Annotated in this window: 21 protein-coding genes; 6 read left to right on the forward strand and 15 right to left on the reverse strand. The window is 68.2% G+C overall.

The window, feature by feature from the left end:
- Nucleotides 1-148: 148 nt before the first annotated feature.
- Both ACOZBP_RS06655 and ACOZBP_RS06660 read right to left on the reverse strand, forming a co-directional pair.
- Nucleotides 149-2,326: a prolyl oligopeptidase family serine peptidase gene (locus ACOZBP_RS06655; RefSeq protein WP_422675620.1), complete on the reverse strand. Its 2,178-nt coding sequence runs from the start codon at nucleotides 2,324-2,326 to the stop codon at nucleotides 149-151.
- 118 nt (nucleotides 2,327-2,444) lie between these two features.
- Nucleotides 2,445-3,248 (reverse strand): potassium channel family protein, encoded by an 804-nt coding sequence (locus ACOZBP_RS06660; protein ID WP_422675906.1) that lies wholly within the window; start codon nucleotides 3,246-3,248, stop codon nucleotides 2,445-2,447.
- Nucleotides 3,249-3,297: 49 nt separating this feature from the next.
- Between ACOZBP_RS06660 and dapF the strand changes: the two genes are divergently transcribed.
- Together dapF and ACOZBP_RS06670 are read left to right on the forward strand one after the other, a co-directional pair.
- Complete coding sequence (gene dapF / locus ACOZBP_RS06665) at nucleotides 3,298-4,185, forward strand: diaminopimelate epimerase (RefSeq protein WP_422675621.1); 888 nt, start codon at nucleotides 3,298-3,300, stop codon at nucleotides 4,183-4,185.
- Nucleotides 4,186-4,272: 87 nt separating this feature from the next.
- Complete coding sequence (locus tag ACOZBP_RS06670; protein WP_422675622.1) at nucleotides 4,273-6,552, forward strand: NADP-dependent malic enzyme; 2,280 nt, start codon at nucleotides 4,273-4,275, stop codon at nucleotides 6,550-6,552.
- A 61-nt stretch (nucleotides 6,553-6,613) separates the two neighbouring features.
- Here ACOZBP_RS06670 and ACOZBP_RS06675 read toward each other — a convergent pair whose 3' ends face one another.
- The 10 genes from ACOZBP_RS06675 to rdgB all read right to left on the reverse strand — a co-directional run bounded on the left by ACOZBP_RS06675 (nucleotide 6,614) and on the right by rdgB (nucleotide 17,356).
- Nucleotides 6,614-8,293 carry an AmpG family muropeptide MFS transporter gene (locus ACOZBP_RS06675; RefSeq protein WP_422675623.1) on the reverse strand — a complete coding sequence of 560 codons (1,680 nt, stop codon included), beginning with the start codon at nucleotides 8,291-8,293 and terminating at the stop codon, nucleotides 6,614-6,616.
- Between the two features lie 41 nt (nucleotides 8,294-8,334).
- The gene (locus tag ACOZBP_RS06680) at nucleotides 8,335-9,882 is read right to left on the reverse strand and encodes a response regulator (protein ID WP_422675624.1); all 1,548 of its coding nucleotides are present in this window, start codon (nucleotides 9,880-9,882) and stop codon (nucleotides 8,335-8,337) included.
- 55 nt (nucleotides 9,883-9,937) lie between these two features.
- Nucleotides 9,938-11,524: a YifB family Mg chelatase-like AAA ATPase gene (locus ACOZBP_RS06685; RefSeq protein ID WP_422675625.1), complete on the reverse strand. Its 1,587-nt coding sequence runs from the start codon at nucleotides 11,522-11,524 to the stop codon at nucleotides 9,938-9,940.
- A 76-nt stretch (nucleotides 11,525-11,600) separates the two neighbouring features.
- Entirely contained in the window at nucleotides 11,601-12,287 is a 687-nt protein-coding gene (locus tag ACOZBP_RS06690; protein ID WP_422675626.1) for a hypothetical protein, read from the reverse strand.
- Between the two features lie 27 nt (nucleotides 12,288-12,314).
- The gene (gene gshB / locus ACOZBP_RS06695; protein WP_422675627.1) at nucleotides 12,315-13,265 is read right to left on the reverse strand and encodes a glutathione synthase; all 951 of its coding nucleotides are present in this window, start codon (nucleotides 13,263-13,265) and stop codon (nucleotides 12,315-12,317) included.
- A gap of 132 nt (nucleotides 13,266-13,397) precedes the next feature.
- A complete protein-coding gene (locus tag ACOZBP_RS06700) occupies nucleotides 13,398-14,210 on the reverse strand; it encodes a SirB1 family protein (RefSeq protein ID WP_422675628.1) in 813 nt (270 codons plus the stop codon).
- On the reverse strand, nucleotides 14,207-14,647 hold the full coding sequence (locus tag ACOZBP_RS06705) for a YraN family protein (protein WP_422675629.1): 441 nt from the start codon (nucleotides 14,645-14,647) through the stop codon (nucleotides 14,207-14,209). The genes ACOZBP_RS06700 and ACOZBP_RS06705 overlap by 4 nt, the downstream gene beginning before the upstream one ends.
- The gene (gene rsmI, locus ACOZBP_RS06710) at nucleotides 14,644-15,519 is read right to left on the reverse strand and encodes a 16S rRNA (cytidine(1402)-2'-O)-methyltransferase (RefSeq protein WP_422675630.1); all 876 of its coding nucleotides are present in this window, start codon (nucleotides 15,517-15,519) and stop codon (nucleotides 14,644-14,646) included. Before rsmI ends, ACOZBP_RS06705 begins: the two co-directional genes overlap by 4 nt.
- A 33-nt stretch (nucleotides 15,520-15,552) precedes the next feature.
- On the reverse strand, nucleotides 15,553-16,737 hold the full coding sequence (gene hemW / locus ACOZBP_RS06715; protein WP_422675907.1) for a radical SAM family heme chaperone HemW: 1,185 nt from the start codon (nucleotides 16,735-16,737) through the stop codon (nucleotides 15,553-15,555).
- Between the two features lie 16 nt (nucleotides 16,738-16,753).
- The gene (gene rdgB, locus ACOZBP_RS06720; RefSeq protein WP_422675631.1) at nucleotides 16,754-17,356 is read right to left on the reverse strand and encodes an RdgB/HAM1 family non-canonical purine NTP pyrophosphatase; all 603 of its coding nucleotides are present in this window, start codon (nucleotides 17,354-17,356) and stop codon (nucleotides 16,754-16,756) included.
- 446 nt (nucleotides 17,357-17,802) lie between these two features.
- Here rdgB and ACOZBP_RS06725 point away from each other — a divergent pair, with 446 nt between their 5' ends.
- From ACOZBP_RS06725 to ACOZBP_RS06735, 3 genes are read left to right on the forward strand one after another with little or no spacing between them, the layout of a single operon-like run.
- Nucleotides 17,803-18,408 carry a DUF2975 domain-containing protein gene (locus ACOZBP_RS06725; RefSeq protein WP_422675632.1) on the forward strand — a complete coding sequence of 202 codons (606 nt, stop codon included), beginning with the start codon at nucleotides 17,803-17,805 and terminating at the stop codon, nucleotides 18,406-18,408.
- A gap of 23 nt (nucleotides 18,409-18,431) precedes the next feature.
- Nucleotides 18,432-18,668, forward strand: a complete 237-nt coding sequence (locus tag ACOZBP_RS06730; protein WP_331034146.1) for a helix-turn-helix transcriptional regulator — start codon at nucleotides 18,432-18,434, stop codon at nucleotides 18,666-18,668.
- A gap of 1 nt (nucleotide 18,669) precedes the next feature.
- Nucleotides 18,670-19,272: a Smr/MutS family protein gene (locus tag ACOZBP_RS06735; RefSeq protein WP_422675633.1), complete on the forward strand. Its 603-nt coding sequence runs from the start codon at nucleotides 18,670-18,672 to the stop codon at nucleotides 19,270-19,272.
- Between the two features lie 167 nt (nucleotides 19,273-19,439).
- On the opposite strand, the gene ccmB is transcribed toward ACOZBP_RS06735, so the two are convergent.
- Nucleotides 19,440-20,105 carry a heme exporter protein CcmB gene (gene ccmB, locus ACOZBP_RS06740; protein WP_422675634.1) on the reverse strand — a complete coding sequence of 222 codons (666 nt, stop codon included), beginning with the start codon at nucleotides 20,103-20,105 and terminating at the stop codon, nucleotides 19,440-19,442.
- Entirely contained in the window at nucleotides 20,102-20,746 is a 645-nt protein-coding gene (gene ccmA / locus ACOZBP_RS06745; protein ID WP_422675908.1) for a heme ABC exporter ATP-binding protein CcmA, read from the reverse strand. The genes ccmB and ccmA overlap by 4 nt, the downstream gene beginning before the upstream one ends.
- A gap of 197 nt (nucleotides 20,747-20,943) precedes the next feature.
- Between ccmA and acnA the strand changes: the two genes are divergently transcribed.
- Nucleotides 20,944-23,649, forward strand: coding sequence for an aconitate hydratase AcnA (gene acnA, locus ACOZBP_RS06750; protein WP_422675635.1), 2,706 nt, complete (start codon nucleotides 20,944-20,946; stop codon nucleotides 23,647-23,649).
- A gap of 107 nt (nucleotides 23,650-23,756) precedes the next feature.
- Here the strand turns inward: acnA and ACOZBP_RS06755 are convergent, their stop codons facing one another.
- Nucleotides 23,757-24,251 carry a DUF4262 domain-containing protein gene (locus tag ACOZBP_RS06755; RefSeq protein WP_422675636.1) on the reverse strand — a complete coding sequence of 165 codons (495 nt, stop codon included), beginning with the start codon at nucleotides 24,249-24,251 and terminating at the stop codon, nucleotides 23,757-23,759.
- Between the last annotated feature and the right edge of the window lie 124 nt (nucleotides 24,252-24,375).

Here is a 24,375-nt window from a genome sequence, read left to right on the forward strand (position 1 = left end):
TTCCTCCCCTGCGTCAGCGGGGGAGGGGGACCGCCGTCAGGCGGTGGAGGGGGCGGAACCAGCCTCGGCGTCCAGGGTCGCCCCCTCCACCACTTCGTGGTCCCCCTCCCCCGTTCGCCAAGGCTCACAGGGGAGGATCAGATACCGCCTACGGCTTCGCCGGTTCGTCCATCAGGCGGCGCGTCAGATAGGTGTATTCCAGCGCGATGCGGCGGGCCGTTTCGCGCAGGTTGGCGCCGGCCGCGTGGCCGCCGTCGGTGTTCTCGTAAAAGAGGACCGGATAGCCCAGCTCCTCCAGACGCGCCGCCGCCTTGCGGGCGTGGCCGGGGTGGACACGGTCGTCCTTGGTCGAGGTGTGGATGAAGACCTCGGGGTAGGGCTGGCCCGCCGCCAGCTTCTGATAGGGCGAGTAGGCCTCGATCCAGGCGCGCTGTTCGGGGATGTCCGGGTTGCCGTACTCGCCGATCCACGAGGCGCCGGCCAGCAGCTTATGGAAGCGCAGCATGTCGAACAGGGGCACCTGGATGACCGCCGCGTTGATCAGGTCCGGGCGCTGGGTCAGCATGGCGCCCATGAACAGGCCGCCTTGCGAGCCGCCCATGATCCCGAGATGCGGCTGGCTGGTGATGTTGCGCGTGATCAGGTCCTGAGCCACGGCCTGGAAGTCCTCGTGGGCGCGCTGGCGGTTTTCCTGCTGGGCCGCCTGGTGCCACCTGGGTCCGAACTCGCCGCCGCCGCGCGTATTGGCGATGACATAGACGCCGCCGCGCTCCAGCCACAGCTTGCCGACCGTCGGCGAATAGCCCGGCAGCAGCGACGACTGGAAGCCGCCGTAGCCGTACAGCAGCGTCGGGTTCGAGCCGTCCATGGCCATGGCGTCCTTATGGACGACGAAATAGGGGATCATGGTGCCGTCGGCGCTGCGGGCCTCGAACTGATCCACGGTCATGCCCGTGGCGTCGAACTTGGCGGGTAGGGACTTGGTCAGGCTGAGCGCGCCCGTCGCCGCGTCCGCCAGATAGAGGCTGGACGGGTTGAGATAGCCGGCGACGCTGACGAAGACCTTGTCGTCCTGTTCCGAAGCCGAACCGACGCCGACCGTGACGTTCTGCGGCAGGTCCAGACGCGTGCGCCCCCATTCGCCCGACGGGTTCGGACGATAGACATAGACCGAGCCGCGCACGTTTTCATACAGGGCGACGACCAGGGTGTTGCGGGTGGCGTTGATGCCCTCGATCGCCTCGCGCTCGCCCGGACGGATGACCAGTTGCGCGGGGGTCTTGGGATCGGCCAGCCAGGCTTGCAGGTTCCAGGCGATGACGTCGCCGGTCTTGAATTCCTGACCCGAGGGCGCGGTCCAGTCCTGATCCGTGGTCACCACCATCTGGCCGGCGACCAGGGCGTTGATATTGCCCTTCAGCGGCAGTTCCAGCTGGGTCGTCGTGCCGTCGGCGTTCAGGCGCCAGGTTTCGCTTTCATAAAAGTTGATCCCCCGGTTCAGCAGCACAGCCTGCACCACGCCGTCGGCGTCGCGCAGGGTGTAGCCCGAGACGGAGACGTCGGTCTTCTGGCCGGCGAAGACCTCGACGGCCTGATCGACGCTCTGGCCGCGCTTCATCAGGCGGACGGTGCGCGGATAGCCCGAGTCCGTCAGCGAACCCTCGCCGAAGTCGCGCGAGATCAGCAGGGTGTCCTTGTCGATCCAGGCGACGCCGCCCTTGGATTCCGGCAGGTCGAATCCGCCATCCACGAAGGTCCTGGTGACGCTGTCGAACTCGCGGATCGTCACCGCATCCTTGCCGCCGTTCGACAGGGACAGCAGGCAGTAGCGTTCCTCAGGCGGCAGGCAGGTCGCGCCCTTGTAAACCCAGTTGGCGCCCTCGGCCGCCGACAGGGCGTCGATGTCGAGGATGGTCTCCCAGCTCGGCGTAGCGGTGCGATAGGAGTCCAGCGTCGTGCGGCGCCAGATGCCGCGCACATGGGTCGCGTCCTGCCAGAAGTTGTCGACGTGGCCGTCGTGGGTGAAGCCGGGCGAGGGGATGCGGTCGCGCGACTGAACGATGTCCAGGGCCTGCTGATGCAGGGTCTCGTAGCGGGGGTCGCCTTGCAGCGTTCCCAGCGAGGTCGCGTTGTGGGCCTTGACCCAGTCCATGGCGCGCTCGCCCTCGACCTCTTCCAGCCAGATGTAGGGATCGGTCGCGTCGCTGGTCGCGAAGCCGGGCGCGGTCGAGGCCGCAGCGGGGGTGTCGGTCGGATGGGCCATGGCGACGGGAGCGGCTCCGGCGGCGAGAAGAAGGGCGGCGGCGGACGCCAGAGTGCGGATCATGTTTTTCATTCCCCAGAATATATGGGCCCCAACAGAATTTGGGCGGCACCTTGGCGAGACGCGGGGACGGCGGCAAGCGGCGTAAACCTTACAAGCCTGTCATCTTTGGTCGCAGGGATCAGGCCCCGTCGTCGGGAATGCACAGGATCTGGCCGCAGGCCTTGCAGTGAACGGCGTCGGGATCATGCTTTTGCAGGCCGCAGGTCGGACAGGGAAACTTGACCTTGTGCGGCCGGATCAGGGTCTGGGCCAGACGGATGAAGAGGGTGATGCCCACCAGCATGACGACGATGGACACGAGCCGTCCGCCGTTGCCAGGCAGGGTGATGTCGCCAAACCCCGTGGTCGTCAGCGTCGCCACGGTGAAATAGAGGGCGTCGAGATAGCCGTGGATATGCTCGGCCTTGCCCCGGAAATAGGCATAGACGAAGCCCGTCACGACGAAGACGAAGGTGATCAGGGCCGCCAGCGCGCGGGTGATTTCCTCCACACGCGTGTCGTCGAAGCGACGGCCGAGGGTGCGCCAGAACAGGTCGCTGTTCAGCAGGCTCCACAGCCGCAGCAATCGCAGGAAGCCAAGGTTGGCCAGCCAGACCGGGAACAGCAAGGTGGCCAGGACAAACAGGTCGATCCAGACGATGGGCCGCTTCAGCCAGTCCTTGATGTCGGAATAGGCATAGGCCCGCGCCGCAAGATCCAGGCCCAGGATGGCGGCGATGACATAGTCGGCGACATAGAAGACCCAGCCCGCCTCCTTCAGGATCGGCGTGGCCAGGAAGAAGCCGATGATGATCAGATCCACGACGATGACCATCAGGCGGAACTTCACGGCCGCCGGCTGGGTCCCGTGATAGAGGTAGCGCAGCCGCGCCCTCAGACGCAGACCTTCGGATTTGCCGGTTTCGCTCTGATCTGACGCCATCATCGCCAGCGATACATGAACCGGCGAAAAATCCTATATGAAGGCGATCATGACCCAGGCTCCTCGCCCCTATATCCGCATGAACGGCGCCGGAAACGCCTTCATCGTCGTCCAGGCCTTCGAGGAGGTCTTCCATCCGACCGAGGATCAGGTGCGCGCCCTGGCCGATCCGGCGGCGGGCCTGGGCGGCTTCGACCAGTTGATCGGCGTCGAGCCGTCCGAGACGGCGGACGCCTTCATGCGGGTGTGGAACGCCGACGGCTCGATGGTCGAGACCTGCGGCAACGCCCTGCGCTGCGTGGGTTGGCTGCTGCTGGAAGCCACGGGGAAGGAAGAGGTGGTGATCGATACTCTCGGCGGGCCCACCACCGCGCGACGAGCGGCAGGCCGCGTCGGGTCGGGAGATTCCGGAGGGTCGACGATCGCCGCCAAAGGAAATGTCACGGTCGATATGGGCGCGCCCCGTCTGGACTGGACCGAGGTCCCGCTGGCCGAGGAGATGGACACGCGCGGCATCGAGCTACAGGTCGGACCGATCGACGCGCCCCTGCTGCACACGCCAGGCGCGGTTTCGATGGGCAATCCGCACGTGGTCTTCTTCACCGACCAGCAGGACGACGCCTTCGTGCGCGGTTCAGGTTCATTGATCGAGCATCACCCGCTCTTCCCCGAGGGAGTCAACGTCGGCTTCGCCAGGGTCATCGACCGCGACCATATCCGGCTGCGGGTGTGGGAGCGTGGCGCGGGTCTGACCCTGGCTTGCGGCACCGGCGCCTGCGCCGCCCTGGTGGCGACGGCGCGGCGCGGCCTGACCGACCGCAAGGCCACTGTGGTCGTCGACGGCGGCGAACTGATCATTGACTGGGACGAGACCTCGGGCCACGTCCTCATGACCGGCCCCGTCGAAGTCGAGCGCACAGGACAGTTGCAAGGCTGAGCAATCGACCCTGACGCCGCGTCAACGGTTGTCCCCATCCGTCCCACGATCTAGGAACAAGAGGCGCCTGCCCTTCCCGAGATCGAAATGCCCGAACTGACCGACAAACAGACCTTCTCTGACGACGACGCGCTGGAGTTCCACAGCGATCCGATCCCGGGCAAGATCTCCATGGCCCCGACCAAGCCGATGGCGACCCAGCGCGACCTGTCGCTGGCCTATTCGCCGGGCGTGGCGGTGCCGGTCCTGGCCATCGCCGCCGATCCGGACAAGGCCTACGACTATACCGCCAAGGGCAATCTGGTCGCCGTCATCTCGAACGGCACGGCCATCCTCGGCTTGGGCAACCTGGGTCACATGGCGTCCAAGCCGGTGATGGAAGGCAAGTCCGTCCTGTTCAAACGCTTCGCCGACGTCGACAGCTTCGACGTCGAGGTGAAGACCACCGACCCGGACGAGTTCGTCACCGTGGTCAAGAACATCGGCGACACCTGGGGCGGCATCAATCTGGAGGACATCAAGTCCCCGGAATGCTTCGAGATCGAAGCCCAGTTGCAGGACCTGCTGGACATCCCCGTCTTCCATGACGACCAGCACGGCACGGCCATCATCTCGACCGCCGGCCTGATCAACGCCTGCCATGTCGTCGGCAAGAAGCTGGAAGACGTGAAGGTCGTGCTGTCCGGCGCCGGGGCTGCGGGTCTGTCGTCCATCGCCCTGATGAAGGCCGCAGGCGTCAAGGCCGAGAACACCGTCATCTGCGACCGCGAAGGCGTGATCTACAAGGGCCGCGCCAATGTTTCGCAGTGGCAGGCGGCTCATGCCACCGACACGCATCTGCGCACCCTGGCCGAGGCCATGGTCGGCGCCGACGTGGTGCTGGGCCTGTCCGCCAAGGGCGCGATCTCCAAGGACATGGTCGCCTCCATGGCCCCCAATCCGATCATCTTCGCCATGGCCAACCCCGACCCGGAAATCACCCCGGAAGACGTCAAGTCGGTGCGGTCTGACGCCATCATCGCCACCGGCCGCTCGGACTATGTGAACCAGGTCAACAACGTCCTGGCCTTCCCCTACCTGTTCCGGGGCGCGCTGGACGTGCGGGCGCGTCAGATCAACCACGAGATGAAGATCGCCTGCGCCCACGCCCTGGCGGCGCTGGCGCGCGAGGACGTGCCGGACGAGGTCGCGACGGCCTATCGCGGCCGCAAGCTGAAGTTCGGCCCGGAATACATCATCCCGACCCCGTTCGATCCCCGTCTGATCTGGTACATCCCCCCCTTCATCGCCCGGACGGCGATGGAGACCGGCGTGGCGCGCAGGCCGATCGCCGACATGGACGCCTATCGCATCTCGCTGAAGCAGCGCGTCGATCCGTCCGCCGCCCTGATGCAGAAGATCTCCTCGGCGGTGCGCTCCGGTCCCAAGCAGCGGGTGGTCTTCGCCGAGGGCGAGGAGCCGTCCGTCATCCGCGCCGCCTGGGCCTTCAAGCAGGCCGAGCTGGGGACGCCCATCCTGGTCGGCCGCGAGGACCTGATCCGTCAGAACGCCGCCGAGGCGGGCCTCAACTTCGACGAGCTGGGCATCGAGATCGTCAACGCCCGCACCTCGGGCCACAACGTCGAATATACCGACTGGCTGTATGAGCGCCTGAACCGCCGGGGTTACCTCCGCCGCGACGTCCAGCGCATGATCAATCAGGACCGCAACTACTTCGGCGCCACCATGATCGCGCGCGGTCAGGCCGACTGCATGGTCACCGGCGTGACCCGCAACTTCAACATGGCCTTGAAGGAGGTCCGTCGCGTCCTCGACGTCACGGACCGCATGATCGGCCTGTCGATTCTGCTGGCCAAGGGGCGCACCCTGTTCGTGGCCGACACCTCGATCCACGAACTGCCCAACGCCGAGGAACTGGCCGAGATCGCCATCAAGGCGGCCGCCACGGTCAAGAAACTGGGCCGCACGCCGCGCGTGGCCTTCCTGTCCTACTCGACCTTCGGCGACCCCCCCGGCGATCGCGGCGAGAAGGTGCGCGAGGCCATCCGCATCCTGGATGGCATGGACGTCGATTTCGAATACGAAGGCGAAATGCCGCCCGAGCTGGCCCTTAACCCCGAGGCGCGCGCCAACTATCCCTTCATGCGCCTGACCGGCGACGCCAACGTCCTGGTCATGCCGGCCATCCACTCAGCCGCTATCTCGACCCGTCTGGTGCAGTCGCTTGGCGGCGCCACGGTGATCGGCCCGCTGCTGGTCGGTCTGGAGAAGTCGGTGCAGATCGTGCCCCTGGGCGCCTCGGTCAACGAGATCATCACGGCCGCCACCTTCGCCGCCTACGCCGAGGGCGCGCCGACCGAGGATTGACAGCTCAAAAGCCGTCAAGACGTTGAGAGGCGGCCTTCGGGCCGCCTCTTTGCGTTGGGCGTCAGGTTTCCAGGTTCAGACGGCGACGCTCGGCCGTCAGACGAACCCACTCCATCGCGCAGAAGACGACGGCGATGACGCCCAGCCAGGCGGCGATGACGAACATGGCGGCATAGCCCTGACGCTCGATCAATTCGCCCAGAGCCCCCCGGCCAAGAGTCCCGATCAGCAGGGCCAGCGAAGTGAACACTGCGAATTGGACGGCGCCGAACATCTTGTTCGACAAGGCCGACAGATAGGCGACGAAGGCTGCGCCCGCGAAACCGCCGGCGATGTTCTCGCCCGCAATGGCCAGCATCAAACGCGCCAGAGGCTCGCCCACGTGAAACAGGCCGAACAGCTTGTAGAGGCCGCTGACCTGCATGAAACCGTGGATGACCGGCGCGCCCAGCGCCAGATCCATCATCAGCAGATTGGTGGCCGCCGACAACGCGGCGCCCAGCAGCAGACTGGCCATCCGTCCAATAACGAGCAGGGCCCAACCGCCGAGCCCGATGCCGAGGATGGTCATGACCACGCCGAAGGTCTTCGAAGCCAGGGCGATCTCGGTCTTGGTGTGCCCCAGGGCTCCGCCTGTGTCGCCCATGTAGAAGGGGAAGGCGAACGGCCCCCAGACGCCGTCGGTGATGCGGTAGGTCAGGATCAGGCCAAGGACGATGATCGCGCCCCAGCCCAGGCGTCCCATCAACTCTACCAGAGGCGCCAGAATGGCGTCGTAAAGGGTGTTCAGGAACGGCGGCGCGTCACGTTCCACCTGAACCGGCCCAGTCTTGCCGCCCCGCCAGACAATCAGGCCGGCCAGGGCTGCGGGCAGGATGACGGCGCCGCCGACGATCCACGGGCCCCAGGTGGCGGTGAACTCGCCCGCGCTCGGCGCCGGCGTGACGCTTAACGCCGTGACCATGAAGCGGATCAGCATGAAGGCGGCCCAGGCCCAGGCCAGCAGGGTGGCCGCCAGCGCCATCATGCGCAGACGCGGCGAACCGATGCGTTCGCGAGCAATGGCCTGCCTGGGCGCCGGCTTGGGCTCGGGCGCGATCAGCGTGCCCGCCAGCCCCAGGCCCATCAGGCCTGCTCCGATCACGAAGGTCGTCGACCAGCCCAGCGTGTCCGCCAACACCAGGGCGCCCGCCCCGCCGACCAGGGCCGCCGTGCGGAAACCCAACTGATAGACCGTCGACAGCAGGTCCACGGGCACGCGTTCGTCGGCGACCTCGATCCGCCAGGTGTCGATGACGATGTCCTGTGTGGCCGAGGCGAAGGCGCCGAGCGCCGCCGCGCCCGCCAGCAGGGCGATCGCGCCCGTGCCCGGATGCGAAAAGGCGATGGTCAGCAGCGCCCCCACAACAACGACCTGACACAGGATCAGCCACGATCGACGCCGCCCCATCCTGCCGATGATCGGCGGCGTCAGGCCGACCGACGGCGACCAGAGGAATTTGAAGGCGCCGAACAGGCCGACCCAGGACAGGATGCCGATAGTGGCCACCGACACCCCGGCATCCGACAGCCAGGCGTTCAGAGTGCCGAACAGCATGGCGAAGGGCAGGCCGGCGGAAAAGCCCAGCAGCAGCATGGCTAGGGTGCGTCGCTCGTGAAACGCCGCCTTCAGAACGCCCAGGCCTTTCGGCGACGGCTGCAGGGCCGCAACCTCGGAAGCAGGCGTCTTCGTGTCGGTCATGCGGGTCTCCGGCGGACGCCGCCGGAAACAGGCGGTCGTGGTTACTGGGCGCCGACCTTGGCGCGGTTGCCGACGTTCGTCCAGCGGGTCAGGGCGGCGCGCAGAGCATCCGGCTCCAGCGGCTTGGTAAGATGGTCGTTCATGCCCGCCTCGAGACAGGCGAGGCGGTCCTCGGCGAAAGCGTTGGCGGTCAGGGCCACGATCGGCGTGCGCTCGCCTCGCGCCCGCAGCACCCGCGCCGCCGCCGGCCCGTCCATGCGCGGCATCCGCATGTCCATGAAGATCAGATCGAAGCGCGCCTCTTTCAGCGTCAGAAGGGCCTCATGGCCGTCGGCGGCGGTCTGGACCACGCAGCCCTCGCGACGCAGCAGGGTCCTGGCCAGAAGGGCGCCGACCGGATTGTCCTCGACCAGCAGGACCCGCAGGCCCTTGAAGGCCACAGGAGTGACGCGGTCGTCGTCCTGAGCGCGCCCGACGGCGACGGGCAGGCCCTTGCGGCGCCCCGCAGCGGCCAGCACCCGCTCGGCCAGCGAAGCGCGGCGCAGCGGCTTGATCAGATAGCCGTGGAAACCCGCCGCCCGATAGCGATCCACCAGATCGCGCTCGCCGGGCTTCAGCAGGATGATGGCCTCGCCCTGCGACGGGCGCACCATCAGGGCGCCGTCCTCGGCCATGGCGTGATCGATCAGGGTCACCCCCGCCTGGCGCGCGACGCGGCCGCCGGAGGCCTCGATCTGGGCCGTGGCCGCCTGGCGCACGAAGGGGTCGGGGGTGCGCACAGCCACGGCGACGCCGTCGAGAGGGCGGGCGCGCGGTTCGGTCCCGGCGATCGGGAAGGGAGCCTCGAAGCGAAACCGAGCGCCGGGGCCGTCAGGCCGGTCAGACACCGTCACGGTCCCGCCCATGGCCTGGGCCAGACGCCGGACCACGGCCAGGCCCAGACCCGCGCCGTCGAAGCGGGCGGCGTCGGAGGCGTCAGCGTGACCAAACTCATCGAAGATGCGCACCCGCGCCTCTTCCGGGACGCCGGGGCCGGTGTCGTCGATAATGAAGGCCAGACGCGGATGCGCGGCGGTCCCGCCCGCACGCTCGACCGTCAGGCGCACGCCGCCCCTGTCCGTGAATTTCACCGCATTGCCGGCCAGATTGAACAGGACCTGACGCAGACGCCCTTCGTCAGCGATGACGTCCGGCGCGTCGGCGGCGACCGACCATGCGATCTCCAGCCCCTTGTCGTGGGCCTTGGGGCTGAGCAGTTCGGCCACGCCACGCGTCATGCCTTCCAGGTCGACGGGAGAGGCGTCAAACTCAAGCGCTCCCGCTTCCAGGCGGGCGAAGTCCAGCAGATCGTTGACCAGACCTAGCAGGTGCTCGGCCGATTTCTGCGCCGCCTCGGCATAGGCGCGCTGGGCGCCGTCCAGCCGGGTTCGCGACAGGAGGCCCAGCATGCCGATCACCCCGTTCAGGGGCGTTCGCATCTCGTGGCTCATCAGCCGCAGGAACTGCTGTTCCGGCGCGCCCGAGGGCGCTCCGGGGGGGGCGGCGGGCGTGATCTCGGTCGGTGCGTGCGTTCTGCGTGCCTGTCCCATGACGCCACCCATAACGCCCAAAGGGTTAAGCGTGGCCGAACGAAGATTTCAGACCTCAGAAGGCCGCCGCCTCGCTGCGATGCGCCGTCTGGCGCTCGAAATCGCCCTGGGCCCCGACTGTCGTGCGGCGATACATCAGGGCCTCCGCCACGTGGCGACGCAGGACTCCGGTCGATCCGTCGAGATCGGCGATGGTGCGCGCCAGCCGCAAGGTCCGGGTCCAGCCGCGGGCCGTCAGCCCCCCGGCCTCGCCCGCCCGCATCAGCAGGGCGCGTCCCGCATCGTCCGGCGTGGCGAACCGGTCCAGGGTCTCGCCCGAGGCGCGGGCGTTGATCGCCTGATCGCGCGCCTTGTCGGGATCGAAGCCCGCCGCGCGGACCCGCTCCTCCTGCTGCGCCCGCGCAGCGGCCACGCGGGCGGCGGCCTCGGCCGTGCCCTCGGCGGGCGGGGGCAGGGCCATGTCGGCGGCGGTGACGGGCGGGGTCTCGACCGTCAGGTCGATGCGGTCGAACATCGGGCCCGAGATGCGGTTCTGATAATCGCGCTGGCAGCGCGGAGCCTTGCCGCAGGCGCCGCGTCCCGATCCGCCAAGACCGCAACGGCAGGGGTTCATCGCCGCCACCAGCTGGAACCGCGCCGGATAGCGGACATGGGCGTTGGCGCGCGCCACCACGATCTCGCCCGTCTCCAGCGGCTGGCGCAGGCTGTCGAGCGCCTGGGCCGAATATTCCGGCAGTTCGTCGAGGAAGAGGACGCCGTTGTGGGCCAGCGACGCCTCGCCCGGCTTGGCCCGCAGCCCGCCGCCGGTCAGGGCGGCCATGGAGGCGGAATGGTGCGGCGAGCGGAAGGGCCGGTCGCGGGTCAGGGCGCCGCGCTGGATCAGGCCGGCCACCGACCAGACCATGGAGGTCTCCAGCAGCTCCTGCGGCGTCAGCGGCGGCAGCAAGCCCGGCAACCGCTGGGCCATCATCGACTTGCCCGATCCGGGCGGGCCGATGAACAGCAGGTTGTGGCCGCCCGCCGCCGCGATCTCGAGCGCCCGCTTGGCGCTTTCCTGGCCCTTGACCTCGCGCAGGTCGGGCACGGCGCCGCCCGCGGTCACCGGGCCAGGCTCGGGCGCGCGCAGGATCTGCTTGCCCCGGAAATGATTGATGAGGCCGATCAGGGATCGGGGCGCCAGAATGGCGGTGTCGCCGGCCCAGGCGGCTTCGGGTCCATTGGCCTCGGGGCAGATGAGACCCAACCCCATGGCGCCCGCCGCCATCGCCGCCGGAAGCGTGCCGCCGACCGCCGCGATCTGACCGTCCAGACCCAGTTCGCCGACCGCCGCCCAGCCGTCCAGGGCGTCGGGCGCGATGACCCCCATGGAGGCCAGCAGGGCCAGGGCGATAGGCAGGTCGAAATGGCTGCCCTCCTTGGGCAGGTCGGCGGGGGCCAGGTTGGCGATGACCTTCTTGGGCGGCAGGGCCAGGCCGATGCCCGCAAAGGCCCCCCGCACCCGTTCGCGGCTCTCGGCCACCGCCTTGTCGGGCAGGCCGACGATGGCGAAGGCGCCGGCGGGGGTGGCCACCTGCTGCACCTCCACATCGACCCGTCGCGCCTCGACCCCATCGAATGCGACCGTCACCACCCGCGCGACCATGCCTTCGCTCCTCTGTCTGAACGAGAACAAATCACGAACTCGATCAAACCGCAAGAGCGCCGTTCTTTAAGTCAGGTCAGGGCAGATCAGCCTCAGGCGCCAGGGTGTGGATCACTTCGCCCGCAGCGTTCAGGAACTGGATGGCGCCGAAGCCCTCCTCCGTCACCGTCATGCGCACGCGCGGCCTGTCGTTCCGGTCGGACAGGGCGACGGCGGGCGTGCCGTCGGCGGCGACCGACAGGCGCATGCGCGTCGGCGTCTGCACGCCCGGCACCAGGGCGTCGCCCAGACCCGGCTCGCGGATCAGGGGCGGGGCCTGGTTGATGACGAAGCTGACCGAACCGTCCGGCGACACGCGCCAGCCGATGGCGTCCATGGCCGGGTGATCCAGGGCCAGCACCGCCATGCCCCCGTCCACGTCGGCGGTGCCGAAGCCGCCGCGCTCGCTGCCCTTGTCGTCATAGAGGATCAGGCCGGCGACGTTGAAGGCGCGCTTGTACTGGATGCCGTCGATGATCGGGGCGGGCGTGGCGCCCGAGAGGGTCATGCGGATGGTCCCGTCGGCGTCGACGATGTCTATGCGGCGGGCGGTGATGCGGTCGTGATCCGGCGCCTCGACGCGCGTCTGCGGCGTCCGGGTCTCGATAATCCGCTCCAGCACCTCCAGCGAGGGGCGCTTCGGCGCGGCGTCCTGCGCGACCGCCGGGCAGGCGAAGAGCATCATCAGGGCGACCAGCGCCCCGGCCTTTGTCGTTCTGGTCATGGGGTCCCCTCCCGTCGTGCGCGACCCTCAGTTCGTTTCGCGCTTCTTCTTTTCGATTACGTCCCACATCAGGGCCGTCGCATCGACGCCGTTGAACTGCAGCATCTGCTGGGCCCCCGTCGGGGAGGTCACGTTGATCTCGGTCAGATAGTCGCCGATCACGTCGATGCCGACGAAGATCAGGCCGCGCGCCTTCAGATAGGGGCCGATGGCGGCGCAGATTTCCAGATCCCGGGGGGTCAGTTCGACCGCGGCCGCCCTGCCGCCGACGCGCAGGTTGGAGCGCACCTGATCCTTGGCCGGGATACGGTTGATGGCGCCGACCGGCTCGCCGTCGATCAGGATGATGCGCTTGTCGCCCTTCGACACCGCCGGGATGAACTTCTGGATCACCAGGGGATCGCGCGACCCGGCGGCGTGGATCTCGATCAGGGCTTCCAGATTGGGGTCGTCGGCCTTGAGCCGAACCACGCCCGAGCCGGCGGCGCCGTGCAGGGGCTTGAGCACCACATCGCCGTGGCGGCGGTGGAAGTCGACCAGGGCGACCGGGTCCGAAGACACAAGGGTCGGCGGCTGCAGGCCGGGGAAGAGGGTGGCGATCAGCTTCTCGGGCGCCGAGCGCACCTCGGCCGGATTGTTGACCACCAGGGTCCTGGGATGCACCCGCTCCAGGAGATAGGTGGCGGTGACATAGGCCATGTCGAAGGGCGGGTCCTGACGCATCAGGATGACGTCCACGTCCTCGGCCAGGTCGAGGACGACCTCAGGGCCGAAGTCGGCGTGCTCGCCCTGGACCGTGTTCACGGTCACCGGACGGGCGCGACAGGACAGGCGGCCATCCTCCAGGGACAGGGTGCGAAAATCGTAGATCCATAGCCTGTGCCCCCGCGCCTGACCGGTCAGCGCCATCAGGAAGGTGGTGTCGGACTGGACGTTGACCGCCTCGAGCGGGTCCATCTGGATGGCGACTTTCAGCATGGATGTCCTTTCGAGGCGTCAGAGCGTTGCAGATGCGCGGCAAGGGGCCCGGACGCAAGGGCGCGGCCCCCTCTTTACCGCCGCCCTTCCCTTTCAGCCGTCATCCGCGGTCCGAGGATGACGGCGTACGGGCTAGTTCAGACGCATGCGCACCCGGTCCATGCTGGCGCGATGGGCGTCGGCGGGACCGTCCACGGCCCGGGCGCGCGAAAGGGCCTGAAGCGCGCCCGTCAGGGCGCCCTGCTTCTCTCGTGCGGCCGCCACGTCCAGCCAGGGGCGGTGATCCTCGGGGTCCAGCAGGGCGCGGCGCAAGGCCGAGCGTTCGGCGCCCTCGAAATCTTCCGCCCTCAAGGCGCGGCTGAACAGGACATTCTGCATGCGGATCAGGGCCTGACGATCGCTGACCGGCGCCATCAGAAGGTCGAGCCGGTCGGCGACGTGCGGGGTCAGCCCCGCCAGCAGGGCGCGCCGCGTCAGCTCGCTGGGCAGGACCAGACGGCCTTGGCTGAAGGGGTCCAGCGCCACCGGCCCTTCGGGCGTCTCGACTCGCAGGAGGACATGACCCGGAAAATCTACAGCCGACGCCTTCAATCCCGCCCGTCGCGCCGCGTCGAGGTAGAAGACGACGAGCGCCGCCGACAGGCCGCGCCGCCGCTCGGCGACGTCGATGACGTCGGTATTGCCGGGATGGTCATAGTTGAGCAGGTCCCCGTTCAGCCGCAGGTCCGAGGCCATGGTCTCGGCCAGGGCCTCGTCTGGACCCTCGTTCGCGGCGCGCTCCCTGACCCTCTGGGCGGCCTGGTGCGCCAGCAGGCGGACGGGCTCGGGGTCGCGGAACGGATAGTCGTGAATGGCGCAGGCGATGGCGCATTCGAGCAGCGGAAAGCCGTCGTCCTCGGCGGTCCCCGCCTGGGCCAGAATGGTTTCCGCCTCGTCCCGGGTCACCGGATGTCCGCTCCTGTTGTCGCAACTCCGCGAAGATGGCGCGGAAATCGTCCGGGGGCCAGCGCCACCATATCAATCCGCAGGTTCAGCCCCTGGAGCGAGGGGCGGCTGCGAGCCACGGCCTGACCGGCGGCGGCCAGTCGGCCGTGCTGTTCCGGCCCCAGCGACAGGATGGCCGCCTCGATCGTGCGCCGCCGCTTGACCTCGACCACCGCCAGGATACGGCCGCGTTTCGCCAGGATGTCGATCTCCCCGCCGCGTCCCTTCAGACGAAAGGCCAGGATCTGATAGCCCTTGAGCATCAGCCACAGGGCGGCGAGCCATTCGGCGGAATGGCCTTCGCGGTGCGACCGTCCGCCCAGCGCCTGACGCCAGCCCGACTTTGCCCGTTTTGGGGGCCGAGGCGGCGACAGCGAAGGCCGCAGGCGGGGCTTCACCCCCGGCCCTGCATTTCCAGCGCCCGCTTGTAGAGCGGCTTTCGGGGCAGATTGAGCGCCTTGGACACCTCGGCGGCGGCCTCGCCTGGAGGCAGGCGGGTCATGGCCTCGGTCAGGGCCGCATCGGCGTCGGCGGCGCTGGCCACCTCGGCCTCGCCGGGGCCGATGACGACGACGATCTCGCCCTTGGGCGCGTCGCAGCGCGGGTCGGCGGCCAGTTCGGTGAGGGTGCCGCGCACGGCCTCCTCATAGAGCTTGGTCAGTTCGCGGGTCACGGCGGCGGGACGGTCGCCCAGCACCTCGGCCATGTCGGTCAAACTGTCCTTCAGGCGCGGGCCGCTCTCGAAGAAGACCAGGGTCTGGCGCCCGGTCCGCAGTTCCTCCAGCATGGTCTTGCGCGCCCCCGACCTTGGCGGCAGGAAACCGGCGAACAGGACCCGATCGGCGGGCTGGCCCGCCAGGCAGAGAGCGGCCAGCAGGCTGGAAGCGCCCGGGATGGGATGGACCGGCAGGCCCTCGGCGATGACCGCACGGGCCACGACATAGCCGGGATCCGACACCAGGGGCGTGCCGGCGTCCGAGACCAGGGCCACGACCTCGCCGGCCTTCAGCCGTTCGATCGCCGTCTCGGCGGCGCGGGCCGAGGCGTGGTCGTCGCAGCGTTCCAGCCTGGCCTTCAGGCCATAGGCGGTCAGCAGCTTGGCCGTGACCCGGGTGTCCTCGGCCAGGACCAGATCGGCGGCGGCCAGAACGTCCAGCGCCCGCAGCGTCATGTCGCGCAGGTTGCCGATGGGCGTCGCCACCAGATAGAGGCCGGGCGCGACGGAGCGCGCGGGCGGGGCGGTCGGCGGGAAGAGGGAGACGTCTGACATCGGCCGGACCCTGCCAGTCCGCCAGCTTCAGGTCTAGGTCAGCAGGGCCCGCAGCACAGCGTCCAGCACGGGACGTCCCGTAGCGGTGGCGGCGACCCGACCCTCTTGCAGCCTGAGGAAGCCGTCGGCGATCAGGTCGGCCAGCGGCCCGCTGATGTCCGACAGGCCCAAGGCCTGCAGGGTCGTCAACGGCACGCCCTCGACCGTGCGCAGGCCCAGCAACACGCGTTCCTCGGCGGCCCCCGACGCGTCCAGCGTCTCGCGCTCGGCCCAGGGCGTTCCGGCGGCGACACCCGCGACATAGTCCGCGATGCGGCGATGGGCGACCGTGGCCGTCCGCCTTCCATCCAGCGTCAATCGGCCGTGCGCGCCGGGACCGAGACCCAGGTAGTCGCCGCCGCGCCAGACATGCAGATTGTGGGATGACCGCGCCGCCTCGTCGCGGGCGTGGTTGGACACCTCATAGGCCTCGAACCCGGCGGTCTCGAGCACGTCTTGCGTCGCTTCATAGAGGGCGGCGGCCAGATCCTCGTCGGGCGGGGTCAGCGCACCCCGCGCGAAGGCCCGACCAAAGGCCGTCGTCGGCTCTATGGTCAGTTGATAGGGCGAGACGTGCTCGAACCCCAGGTCCAGCGCCGTGGCCAGCTCCGCCGTCCAGTCGGCCACGGATTGGCCCGGCCTGGCGTAGATCAGGTCGATGGACAGGCGGGGAAAGGCGCGCCCCGCCGTCTGAACCGCGCGCCGGGCCTCCGCCGCCGAGTGGTCGCGGCCGAGGAATTTCAGCGCGGCGTCGTCAAACGACTGCACCCCCATGGACAGGCGGTTGATCCCGGCCTCGGCCAGGGCGGCGTAGCGGCCCGCCTCGGCGTCGGTGGGGTTGGCCTCCAGCGTGATCTCTATGTCTCCGGCCGGAGGAAACAGGGCCTTGGCCCGCGCGATCACAGCGGCCACAGCCTCGGGCGGCATCAGGGACGGGGTGCCGCCGCCGAAGAAGATCGAGGCCAGACGGCGCGGGCCGACCAGCAGGCTTTGCGCCTCCATGTCCGCCAGGATGGCCTGGACCAGCCCGGCCTGCTCCTCGACCCGGCCCCGGTCGCGCACGACGTTGAAGTCGCAATAGGGGCAGATGCGGGCGCAGTAGGGCCAGTGAACGTAGAGGGCGACATCCTTGGGGCCCCTAGCGCCGCCTTCGCGGAAGGCGGCTGCTTGAGGGACCAGCGACCCTGACAGGGTGTCAGTCAATCAGCGCCGCCTTGAGCCGGGCGAAGGCGCGGGCTCGGTGGCTGATGGCGTCCTTCTCGGCGTCTTCCATCTCGGCGAAGGTCTTGTCCGAGCCCTCGGGCCGGAAGATGGGATCATAGCCGTGCCCGCCGTCGCCGCGCGGCGGGAAGACCAGGTCGCCGTCGATGCGCCCTTCGACCACCACGCAGGGGCCGTCGGGCCAGGCTACAGCGAGCGCGGAGGTGAACCAGGCGCGGCGATCCGTGGAACCGACTTCCTCCAGCCGCTCCTCGACCTTCTTCATGGCCAGGGCGAAGTCCTTGCCCGGTCCGGCCCAGCGCGCCGAGAAAATGCCCGGCGCCCCGTCGAGCGCCGCGACCGACAGGCCGGAGTCGTCGGCCAGCGAGACCTCCCGCGAGGCCTCGGCCGCGTGGCGGGCCTTCAGCATGGCGTTGCCGACAAATGTGCTCTCGGTCTCGTCCGGTTCGGGCAGGTTGAGGCTGCCGGCCGTGACGATCCTGTAATTTCCGTCCAGCAGCGCTTCGATCTCGCGCGCCTTGCCCGGATTGTGGGTCGCGGCCACCAGCCGCATCCCCTTGATCAGCTTGAGATTCATGCGGTCACCTTAGTCCCGTCCGATGCATTGCGGAAGTTTAACATCGTTAAACGATATGTAACGTGCTTTTCGGCGGGGTCGCCCCTATCTTCAATCTCAAGAACGGGGGTCGCACCGTTCAAACGAAGCGAAAAATCCGCAACGTTCACTCAGCGACACAACAGAAACGCACGAAAATCGTGCAACCACGGAGAGATGCGATGCAAGCGATGAAAACCTCGATCTGGATGGACCGCGTCGGCCACGGCTTCTTCAACGCCCTTCTGCTGGCCGCCCTGCCCACCGCCGCCATCGCCCTGGTCATCCAGAGCCTGTGATCCAGAACTGGATCACAACGGGGGCTTTGACGATCAGCATGAACACCGCGAAGAATAGCGCCGCGTGAGGGTCTGCCGGACCCCGCGCGGCGATCGCCGCCCGAACCACCCGGCCCGAGACCTGACTTCATGCACCTCCCGAAACTGGCTTCCATCGGGATTCGTGCGCCGCGCCTGAGCGCCGGCAACCTTCGCACCCCGCTTCGGACCCTGGGTCCAGGCTCCGTGTCCAGCCTGCTGAAGATCGCGCTGGACGTCGCCTATGTCCTGCTGGCCCTGATCACCGGCGTGCTGCTGCTGCTCTGGATCGCCTCCATCTTCATTCCCATCGACAATCTGAACGTCACCGTCAGCGACGGCGCCGATGGCCGCCAGATGCCGCTGACCCGCCCGCTGCTGCTGTTTGGCGTCGGCGCCATCACCGCCTATTTCGGCGGCTTCCTGATGATCCTGCGCGGCCTGAGAAAGATTTTCCGCACCCTGACCCTCGGCGATCCCTTCCAGCCCGACAATGTGCGCCGCCTGCGCCAGATCGGCCTGATCCTGGCGATCGTGACCGGCGGCGTCTGGGTGGCGCAAGGCCTGGTGGCCGCCCGCCTGGCGCCCGGCGTCATGGAACCGCAAGGCGTCAGCGACCTGCTCACCCCCGTCTTTTCCATTCTCGTCGTCTTCGTCCTGGCGGAGGTGTTCCGCGAAGGCGCGCGCCTGCGCCGCGAATCCGAACTGACGATCTGATCCCGAAACGTTAAGCTGACCCCATGGCCATCCGCGTCCAACTCGACCGAATCCTCGCCGAACGGCGCATGTCGCTGACGGAGCTTGCTGATCGCGTGGGCGTGACCGTGGCCAATCTGTCGATCCTCAAGACCGGCAAGGCCCGCGCCGTGCGCTTCTCGACGCTTGACGCCCTGTGCCGCGAACTGGACTGCCAGCCTGGCGACCTGCTCGCCCACGAGCCCGGTCCCGGCGACGCCTTCGACGACGCCGAGGACTGAGGTGGCCCGAAAAGGCCCGCCCTCGACCTCCGACGACGACAAGCGCATCTGGGCGCGGGTAACCGGGACAGTGACGCCGCCCGCCCGTCGCAAGGCCGTCCGCGTCACGCCCGGCGCGGTCCTGCCTGATCCTGAAACGGCGCCTCTTCCGGCCTCGGCGGCGGCCAAACCCCTGCGCGGGGTCGCCGGCAAAAAACGCAACGCGACCGACCAGACGCCGACCCTCGCGGCGCTGGGCATCGTCGTCCCGGCCAATCCCCCGGCGCCGCGCGCCCGGCCCACGCCCGAAGAACTCGAGCCGCGCCGCCAGCGCCGCCTGTCGCGCGAACGCGATCCGATCGAGGCCCGCATCGACCTGCACGGCTTTGGCCGCTTCGAGGCCGAGGACCAGCTTCGCGGCTTCCTGATGGGCTGTCAGGCGCGGGGCCTGCGATCGGTTCTGGTCATCACGGGTCAGGGACGGCGCGGCGGGGGCGTCATCCGTAGCTCGGTGCATGACTGGTTGACCGGACCGCATCTGCGCGGCGTGGTGTCCGGCTTCGCCTTCGCCCACCGGCGTCACGGCGGCGACGGCGCCCTCTACGTCACGCTGAAGCCGCGCTAAGCTCGACCCCGATCGCTTGTTCTTCGTCATCCCGGACGGCCGTCAGGCCGATCCGGGACCCAGGCGGCGGCTCTGGACGGGTTCGGTGACAGCTTGGAACTGCACCGCCTGGATCCCGGATCTTCGGCTCGCCAGCGAGCCTTGTCCGGGAGGACGGCAAGGTGGGGCTAACTCTGCGCGTTGCGGATCGCCGCCGCTCCGGCCAGCGGCGCGATGACCATGGCGAAAAGGACATAGGCACCCAGCAGCGCCAGGGCCGACAGCGGATCGCCGCCGTCCGCCGCCCGGGTCAAGGCCCCCGCGCCGAACACCACCGGCGGAATGAACAGGGGAAGCACCACCACCGCGATCAGCAGGCCGCCGCGCCTGGCCCCGAGCGCCAGAACAGCCCCCAGCGCCCCGGTAAAGGCGAAGCCCAGCCCGCCGATGGCCGCCGCCAGCGCCGTCAGACCGATCAGATGGGCCGGCTGACCCAGGGCCAGGGCCGCGACCGGGGCCGCGAGCGCCAACGGCAGACCCGTCGCCAGCCACTGCGCCAGCGCCTTGATCGCCACCGTCGCTTCCAGCGGCAGGGGGCCAAGCGCCAGCAGGTCCAGGGCGCCGTCCTCCAGATCGCGCTCGAACAGCCGCTCCAGCGACAGCAGCGAGGCCAGGGCCAGGGCCATCCAGCTGGCGCCCGAGGCCGCCGGGGCCAGGACCCGCGGATCGCCGCCCGCCGCCAGCGGCAGGATGGCGGTCAGGCACAACATGAAGCCGCAGGCCAGCAGAGGCCCGCCGCCGCCGCCCCAGGCCAGCGACAGCTCGCGGCCGAACAGGACGCGGACGCCCCTCATGCGAGGCCTCCGAGATCGAGATTGCGCGACGCGACGGGCAGGGGGTCGTGCACCGCCGCCAGGATCATGCCGCCGGACGCCAGATGGGCCGCCATCAGCTCGGCGGCCACCGCGCGCCAGCGCTCGTCCAGCGGAGCCAGGGGCTCATCCAGCAGCCACAGGGCGCGCGGGGCCGCGATCAGCCGCGCCAGCGACAGGCGGCGCTTCTGGCCCGCCGACAGCTTGCGCGTCTCCAAATCCAGCAGGGGCGCCAGCGAGAGGCGAGAAATCGCCGCCTCCCGCGCCACAGTATTTCCGCCCAGCCAAGTGGTCTGAAAGTCGAACTCCTGACGCGCCGTCCGCGTCGGCTTCAAGCCTTCGAGATGGCCCAACAGATGGACGCCCTCGCGCCGTGCCGTCTCGGGCTCCAGCGCCTCGCTGTCCAAGCCGGGTCCGGCATTTGGGCCGCCGGAGAATGTAATCGCGCCCGCGTCGGGCCGGATAAAGCCGGCCACGGCGCGCAGAAGGCTGGTCTTGCCCGCGCCGTTGGCCCCGGTCAGGGCCACGGCCTCGCCCGCCGAGAGCCGCAACGACAGGCCCTGGAACAGGACCCGCTCGCCGCGCGACAGGCTCAGGGACTGGATCTCGATCGCCTTCAGCATGACCCCGCCGATTTGCGAACCTCTCTCAATGTCCACGACTGCGTTGTGGATACATGGACGGCTCCCGCGCACGGGACTATATGCGCAAGCGCCGCAGCAGGCTTTCGCCGCGCGCGCCTGGGACCTGTGCGCCCCGGCGTCCAGCGCGCGAAGGCGCAACCGAATTGTCGGGCGGCGTTAGTCAGAGGACCCTCTCCATGCCGTCGATTGACAGCCTCAAGACCCGTCAGGACCTTTCGGTCGGGCGCAAGAAGTACGCCTATTACAGCCTTCCTGCCGCCGAGGAAGCGGGTCTGGCCGGGATTTCCCGTCTGCCGCGCTCGATGAAGGTGCTTCTCGAGAACCTGCTGCGCAACGAAGACGGCGTCTCCGTCACTGAAGACGACCTCAAGGCCGTCGCCGCCTGGATCGAGAACAAGGGCTCGGTCGAGCACGAGATCGCCTTCCGTCCCGCCCGCGTGCTGATGCAGGACTTCACCGGCGTGCCCGCCGTCGTCGACCTGGCCGCGATGCGCGACGCCATGGCCAAGCTGGGCGCCGACGCCGCCAAGATCAACCCGCTGGTCCCCGTCGACCTGGTCATCGACCACTCGGTCATGGTCGACCACTTCGGCAACGCCAAGGCCTTCGGCCAGAACGTCGAGCGCGAGTATGAGCGCAACATCGAGCGCTACAACTTCCTGCGCTGGGGTTCGTCGGCCTTCAACAACTTCCGCGTCGTGCCCCCCGGCACCGGCATCTGCCACCAGGTCAACCTGGAGAACCTGGCCCAGACCGTCTGGACCCTGACCGAGGGCAAGACGACCGTCGCCTATCCCGACACCGTCGTCGGCACCGACAGCCACACCACCATGATCAACGGATTGGCCGTCCTGGGCTGGGGCGTCGGCGGCATCGAGGCCGAAGCCGCCATGCTGGGCCAGCCCATCCCCATGCTGATCCCGGAAGTCATCGGCTTCAAGCTGTCGGGCAAGATGCCGGAAGGCGCCACCGCGACCGACCTGGTCCTGACCGTCACCCAGATGCTGCGCAAGAAGGGCGTCGTCGGCAAGTTCGTCGAATTCTTCGGTCCCGCCATCGCCGGCATGACCATCGAGGATCAGGCCACGATCGCCAACATGGCCCCGGAATACGGCGCCACCTGCGGCTTCTTCCCGGTGTCGCAAGCCACCGTCGACTATCTGACCGCCACGGGCCGCGACAAGGCGCGCGTCGCCCTGGTCGAAGCCTATGCCAAGGCTCAAGGGTTGTGGATCGACGAGACCTCGGAAGACCCGGTCTTCACCGACGTGCTGGAACTGGACATCTCGACGGTCGTGCCGTCGCTGGCCGGCCCCAAGCGTCCGCAGGACCGCGTTGAGCTGACCACCGCCGCCCCGGCGTTTGAAACCGCCCTGACCGACGTCTTCGGTCGCGTGAACGACGCCGGCCGCGTGGCCGTCGAGGGCCAGAAGTTCACCGTCGGCGACGGCGACGTGGTCATCGCCGCCATCACCTCCTGCACCAACACCTCGAACCCGTCGGTCCTGATCGCCGCCGGTCTGGTGGCGCGCAAGGCCCATGCCCTGGGCATGAAGGTCAAGCCCTGGGTCAAGACCTCGCTGGCCCCCGGCTCGCAGGTCGTCACCGACTATCTGACCGACGCCGGCCTCCAGAAGGATCTGGACGCCATGGGCTTCAACCTGGTCGGCTATGGCTGCACCACCTGCATCGGCAACTCGGGCCCGCTGGACCCGGCCATCTCGAAGGCGATCAACGACAACGGCCTGGTCGCGACCTCGGTCCTGTCGGGCAACCGGAACTTCGAAGGTCGCGTGAACCCGGACGTCCAGGCCAACTACCTGGCCTCGCCGCCGCTGGTCGTGGCCTATGCGCTCGCCGGTTCGATGCGCATCGACATCACCAAGGACCCGATCGGTCAGGACAAGAAGGGCAATGACGTCTTCCTGAAGGACGTGTGGCCGACCTCGCAAGAGATCGCCGACATCCAGAAGAAGTCCGTCACCCCGGCCATGTTCGCCAAGCGCTACAAGGACGTCTTCAAGGGCGACAAGCACTGGCAGGCCATCAAGGTCACCGGCGGTCAGACCTATGAGTGGGACGACAAGTCGACCTACGTCGCCAACCCGCCCTACTTCGAGGGTCTGTCGATGGAGCCTTCGGCGGTCACCGACATCGTCGAGGCCCGCATCCTGGGCATCTTCGGAGACTCGATCACCACCGACCACATCAGCCCGGCCGGTTCGATCAAGAAGGCCTCGCCCGCCGGCGTCTATCTGACCAACCACGGCGTCGACGCCCTGGACTTCAACAGCTACGGCGCCCGCCGCGGCAACCACGAAGTCATGATGCGCGGCACCTTCGCCAACATCCGCATCCGCAACAAGATCACCCCGGACATCGAGGGCGGCGTCACCAAGCACTTCCCCTCGGAAGACACGATGTCGATCTATGACGCCGCCATGCGTTACCAGTCGGAAGGCCGTCCTCTGGTCGTCTTCGCCGGCAAGGAATACGGCACCGGCTCGTCGCGCGACTGGGCGGCCAAGGGCACGCGTCTGCTGGGCGTTCGCGCCGTCATCGCCGAAAGCTACGAGCGTATCCACCGCTCGAACCTGGTCGGCATGGGCGTGGTTCCGCTGCAGTTCAAGCAGGACGGCTGGGCCAAGCTGGGCCTGACTGGCGAAGAGATCGTCACCATCCGTGGCCTGACCGACGCCAACATCGGCAAGCTGAAGCCCCGTCAGGACCTGTGGGTCGAGATGTTCCGTCCGTCGGACGGCAAGATGGCCCGCTTCCCGGTCCGCTGCCGCATCGATAACCAGACCGAGCTGGACTACTTCAAGGCCGGCGGCGTCATGCCCTACGTCCTGCGCAACCTGGCGCGCGGCGAGGCTGAATAGGTCTCAGGCAGTCGTCTGAAATGGAAAGGCCGGCGGAGCGATCCGCCGGCCTTTTTGTTTGGGCGGTATTGAGGAGCCTCGCCCCCACCTGGGCGTTCGAAGCCGAGCTAGATTGTCGGCCAAGGCAAGCCGCTCAGGTTGGGCTGACTGTTTGCGAAACGCTCCTCGTAGCCAGCCTCCCATGGAAAGGCCCCGTTTTGATCTGCCCAGATCAGTTGGAGGCAAGACCAGTCATCACTTCCATAAAACCATCGGCTCCACCCCAAGTACTCAGCGTAGAACTGCTTCGAGACAGGAAGGAACACGGCCTCGGTGCCTGCGAAAATGTTCGATAGCCGCTGACCGATGGGGAAGCATTCGCCTTCCGACACTCTGCGATAAACATCCCATAGGACGTCATGAGCGTTGCCCGAATTCAGCGAAAACACGATGACTTCCGGTGCGCCAGCGCCGAACCAGAATCCCGTTGTGTACGAAAAGCCCGGCCCTTCAGCGTTCTCAAAAACGTTGCTCCGAAACCACCCATGGTTTCGGATTTGAGCGACGAATTTCGTTTCCTGAGCGTCCAGTTTTTCGGAGGAAGCGTCGAGTGCGGTGAACATCCTTCAAGCTTGGCGGCTTCAGGCAGGAAGTTCAACGGACCATCGCAACGAGCGCGCCGCTGCGCTGGATCCTCGGGTCAAGCCCGAGGATGACGGCGGGGGAGGGGGCAGGCGCGAGGAGGGC

Source organism: Brevundimonas sp. NPDC058933 (assembly GCF_049315965.1).
In the GTDB taxonomy this organism is placed as follows: Bacteria; Pseudomonadota; Alphaproteobacteria; order Caulobacterales; family Caulobacteraceae; genus Brevundimonas.

Coding starts and splice junctions, on each gene's coding strand:
- ccmB (WP_422675634.1), bottom strand. CDS start 20,105: ATGAGGGGCGTCCGCGTCCTGTTCGGCCGCGAGCTGTCGCTGGCCTGG.
- ACOZBP_RS06680 (WP_422675624.1), bottom strand. CDS start 9,882: ATGGGACAGGCACGCAGAACGCACGCACCGACCGAGATCACGCCCGCC.
- ACOZBP_RS06655 (WP_422675620.1), bottom strand. CDS start 2,326: ATGATCCGCACTCTGGCGTCCGCCGCCGCCCTTCTTCTCGCCGCCGGA.
- ACOZBP_RS06755 (WP_422675636.1), bottom strand. CDS start 24,251: ATGTTCACCGCACTCGACGCTTCCTCCGAAAAACTGGACGCTCAGGAA.
- ACOZBP_RS06690 (WP_422675626.1), bottom strand. CDS start 12,287: ATGACCAGAACGACAAAGGCCGGGGCGCTGGTCGCCCTGATGATGCTC.
- gshB (WP_422675627.1), bottom strand. CDS start 13,265: ATGCTGAAAGTCGCCATCCAGATGGACCCGCTCGAGGCGGTCAACGTC.
- acnA (WP_422675635.1), top strand. CDS start 20,944: ATGCCGTCGATTGACAGCCTCAAGACCCGTCAGGACCTTTCGGTCGGG.
- ACOZBP_RS06725 (WP_422675632.1), top strand. CDS start 17,803: ATGCACCTCCCGAAACTGGCTTCCATCGGGATTCGTGCGCCGCGCCTG.
- ACOZBP_RS06675 (WP_422675623.1), bottom strand. CDS start 8,293: ATGACCGACACGAAGACGCCTGCTTCCGAGGTTGCGGCCCTGCAGCCG.
- rdgB (WP_422675631.1), bottom strand. CDS start 17,356: ATGAATCTCAAGCTGATCAAGGGGATGCGGCTGGTGGCCGCGACCCAC.
- ACOZBP_RS06670 (WP_422675622.1), top strand. CDS start 4,273: ATGCCCGAACTGACCGACAAACAGACCTTCTCTGACGACGACGCGCTG.
- rsmI (WP_422675630.1), bottom strand. CDS start 15,519: ATGTCAGACGTCTCCCTCTTCCCGCCGACCGCCCCGCCCGCGCGCTCC.
- ACOZBP_RS06730 (WP_331034146.1), top strand. CDS start 18,432: ATGGCCATCCGCGTCCAACTCGACCGAATCCTCGCCGAACGGCGCATG.
- dapF (WP_422675621.1), top strand. CDS start 3,298: ATGACCCAGGCTCCTCGCCCCTATATCCGCATGAACGGCGCCGGAAAC.
- ACOZBP_RS06660 (WP_422675906.1), bottom strand. CDS start 3,248: ATGGCGTCAGATCAGAGCGAAACCGGCAAATCCGAAGGTCTGCGTCTG.
- ccmA (WP_422675908.1), bottom strand. CDS start 20,746: ATGCTGAAGGCGATCGAGATCCAGTCCCTGAGCCTGTCGCGCGGCGAG.
- ACOZBP_RS06685 (WP_422675625.1), bottom strand. CDS start 11,524: ATGGTCGCGCGGGTGGTGACGGTCGCATTCGATGGGGTCGAGGCGCGA.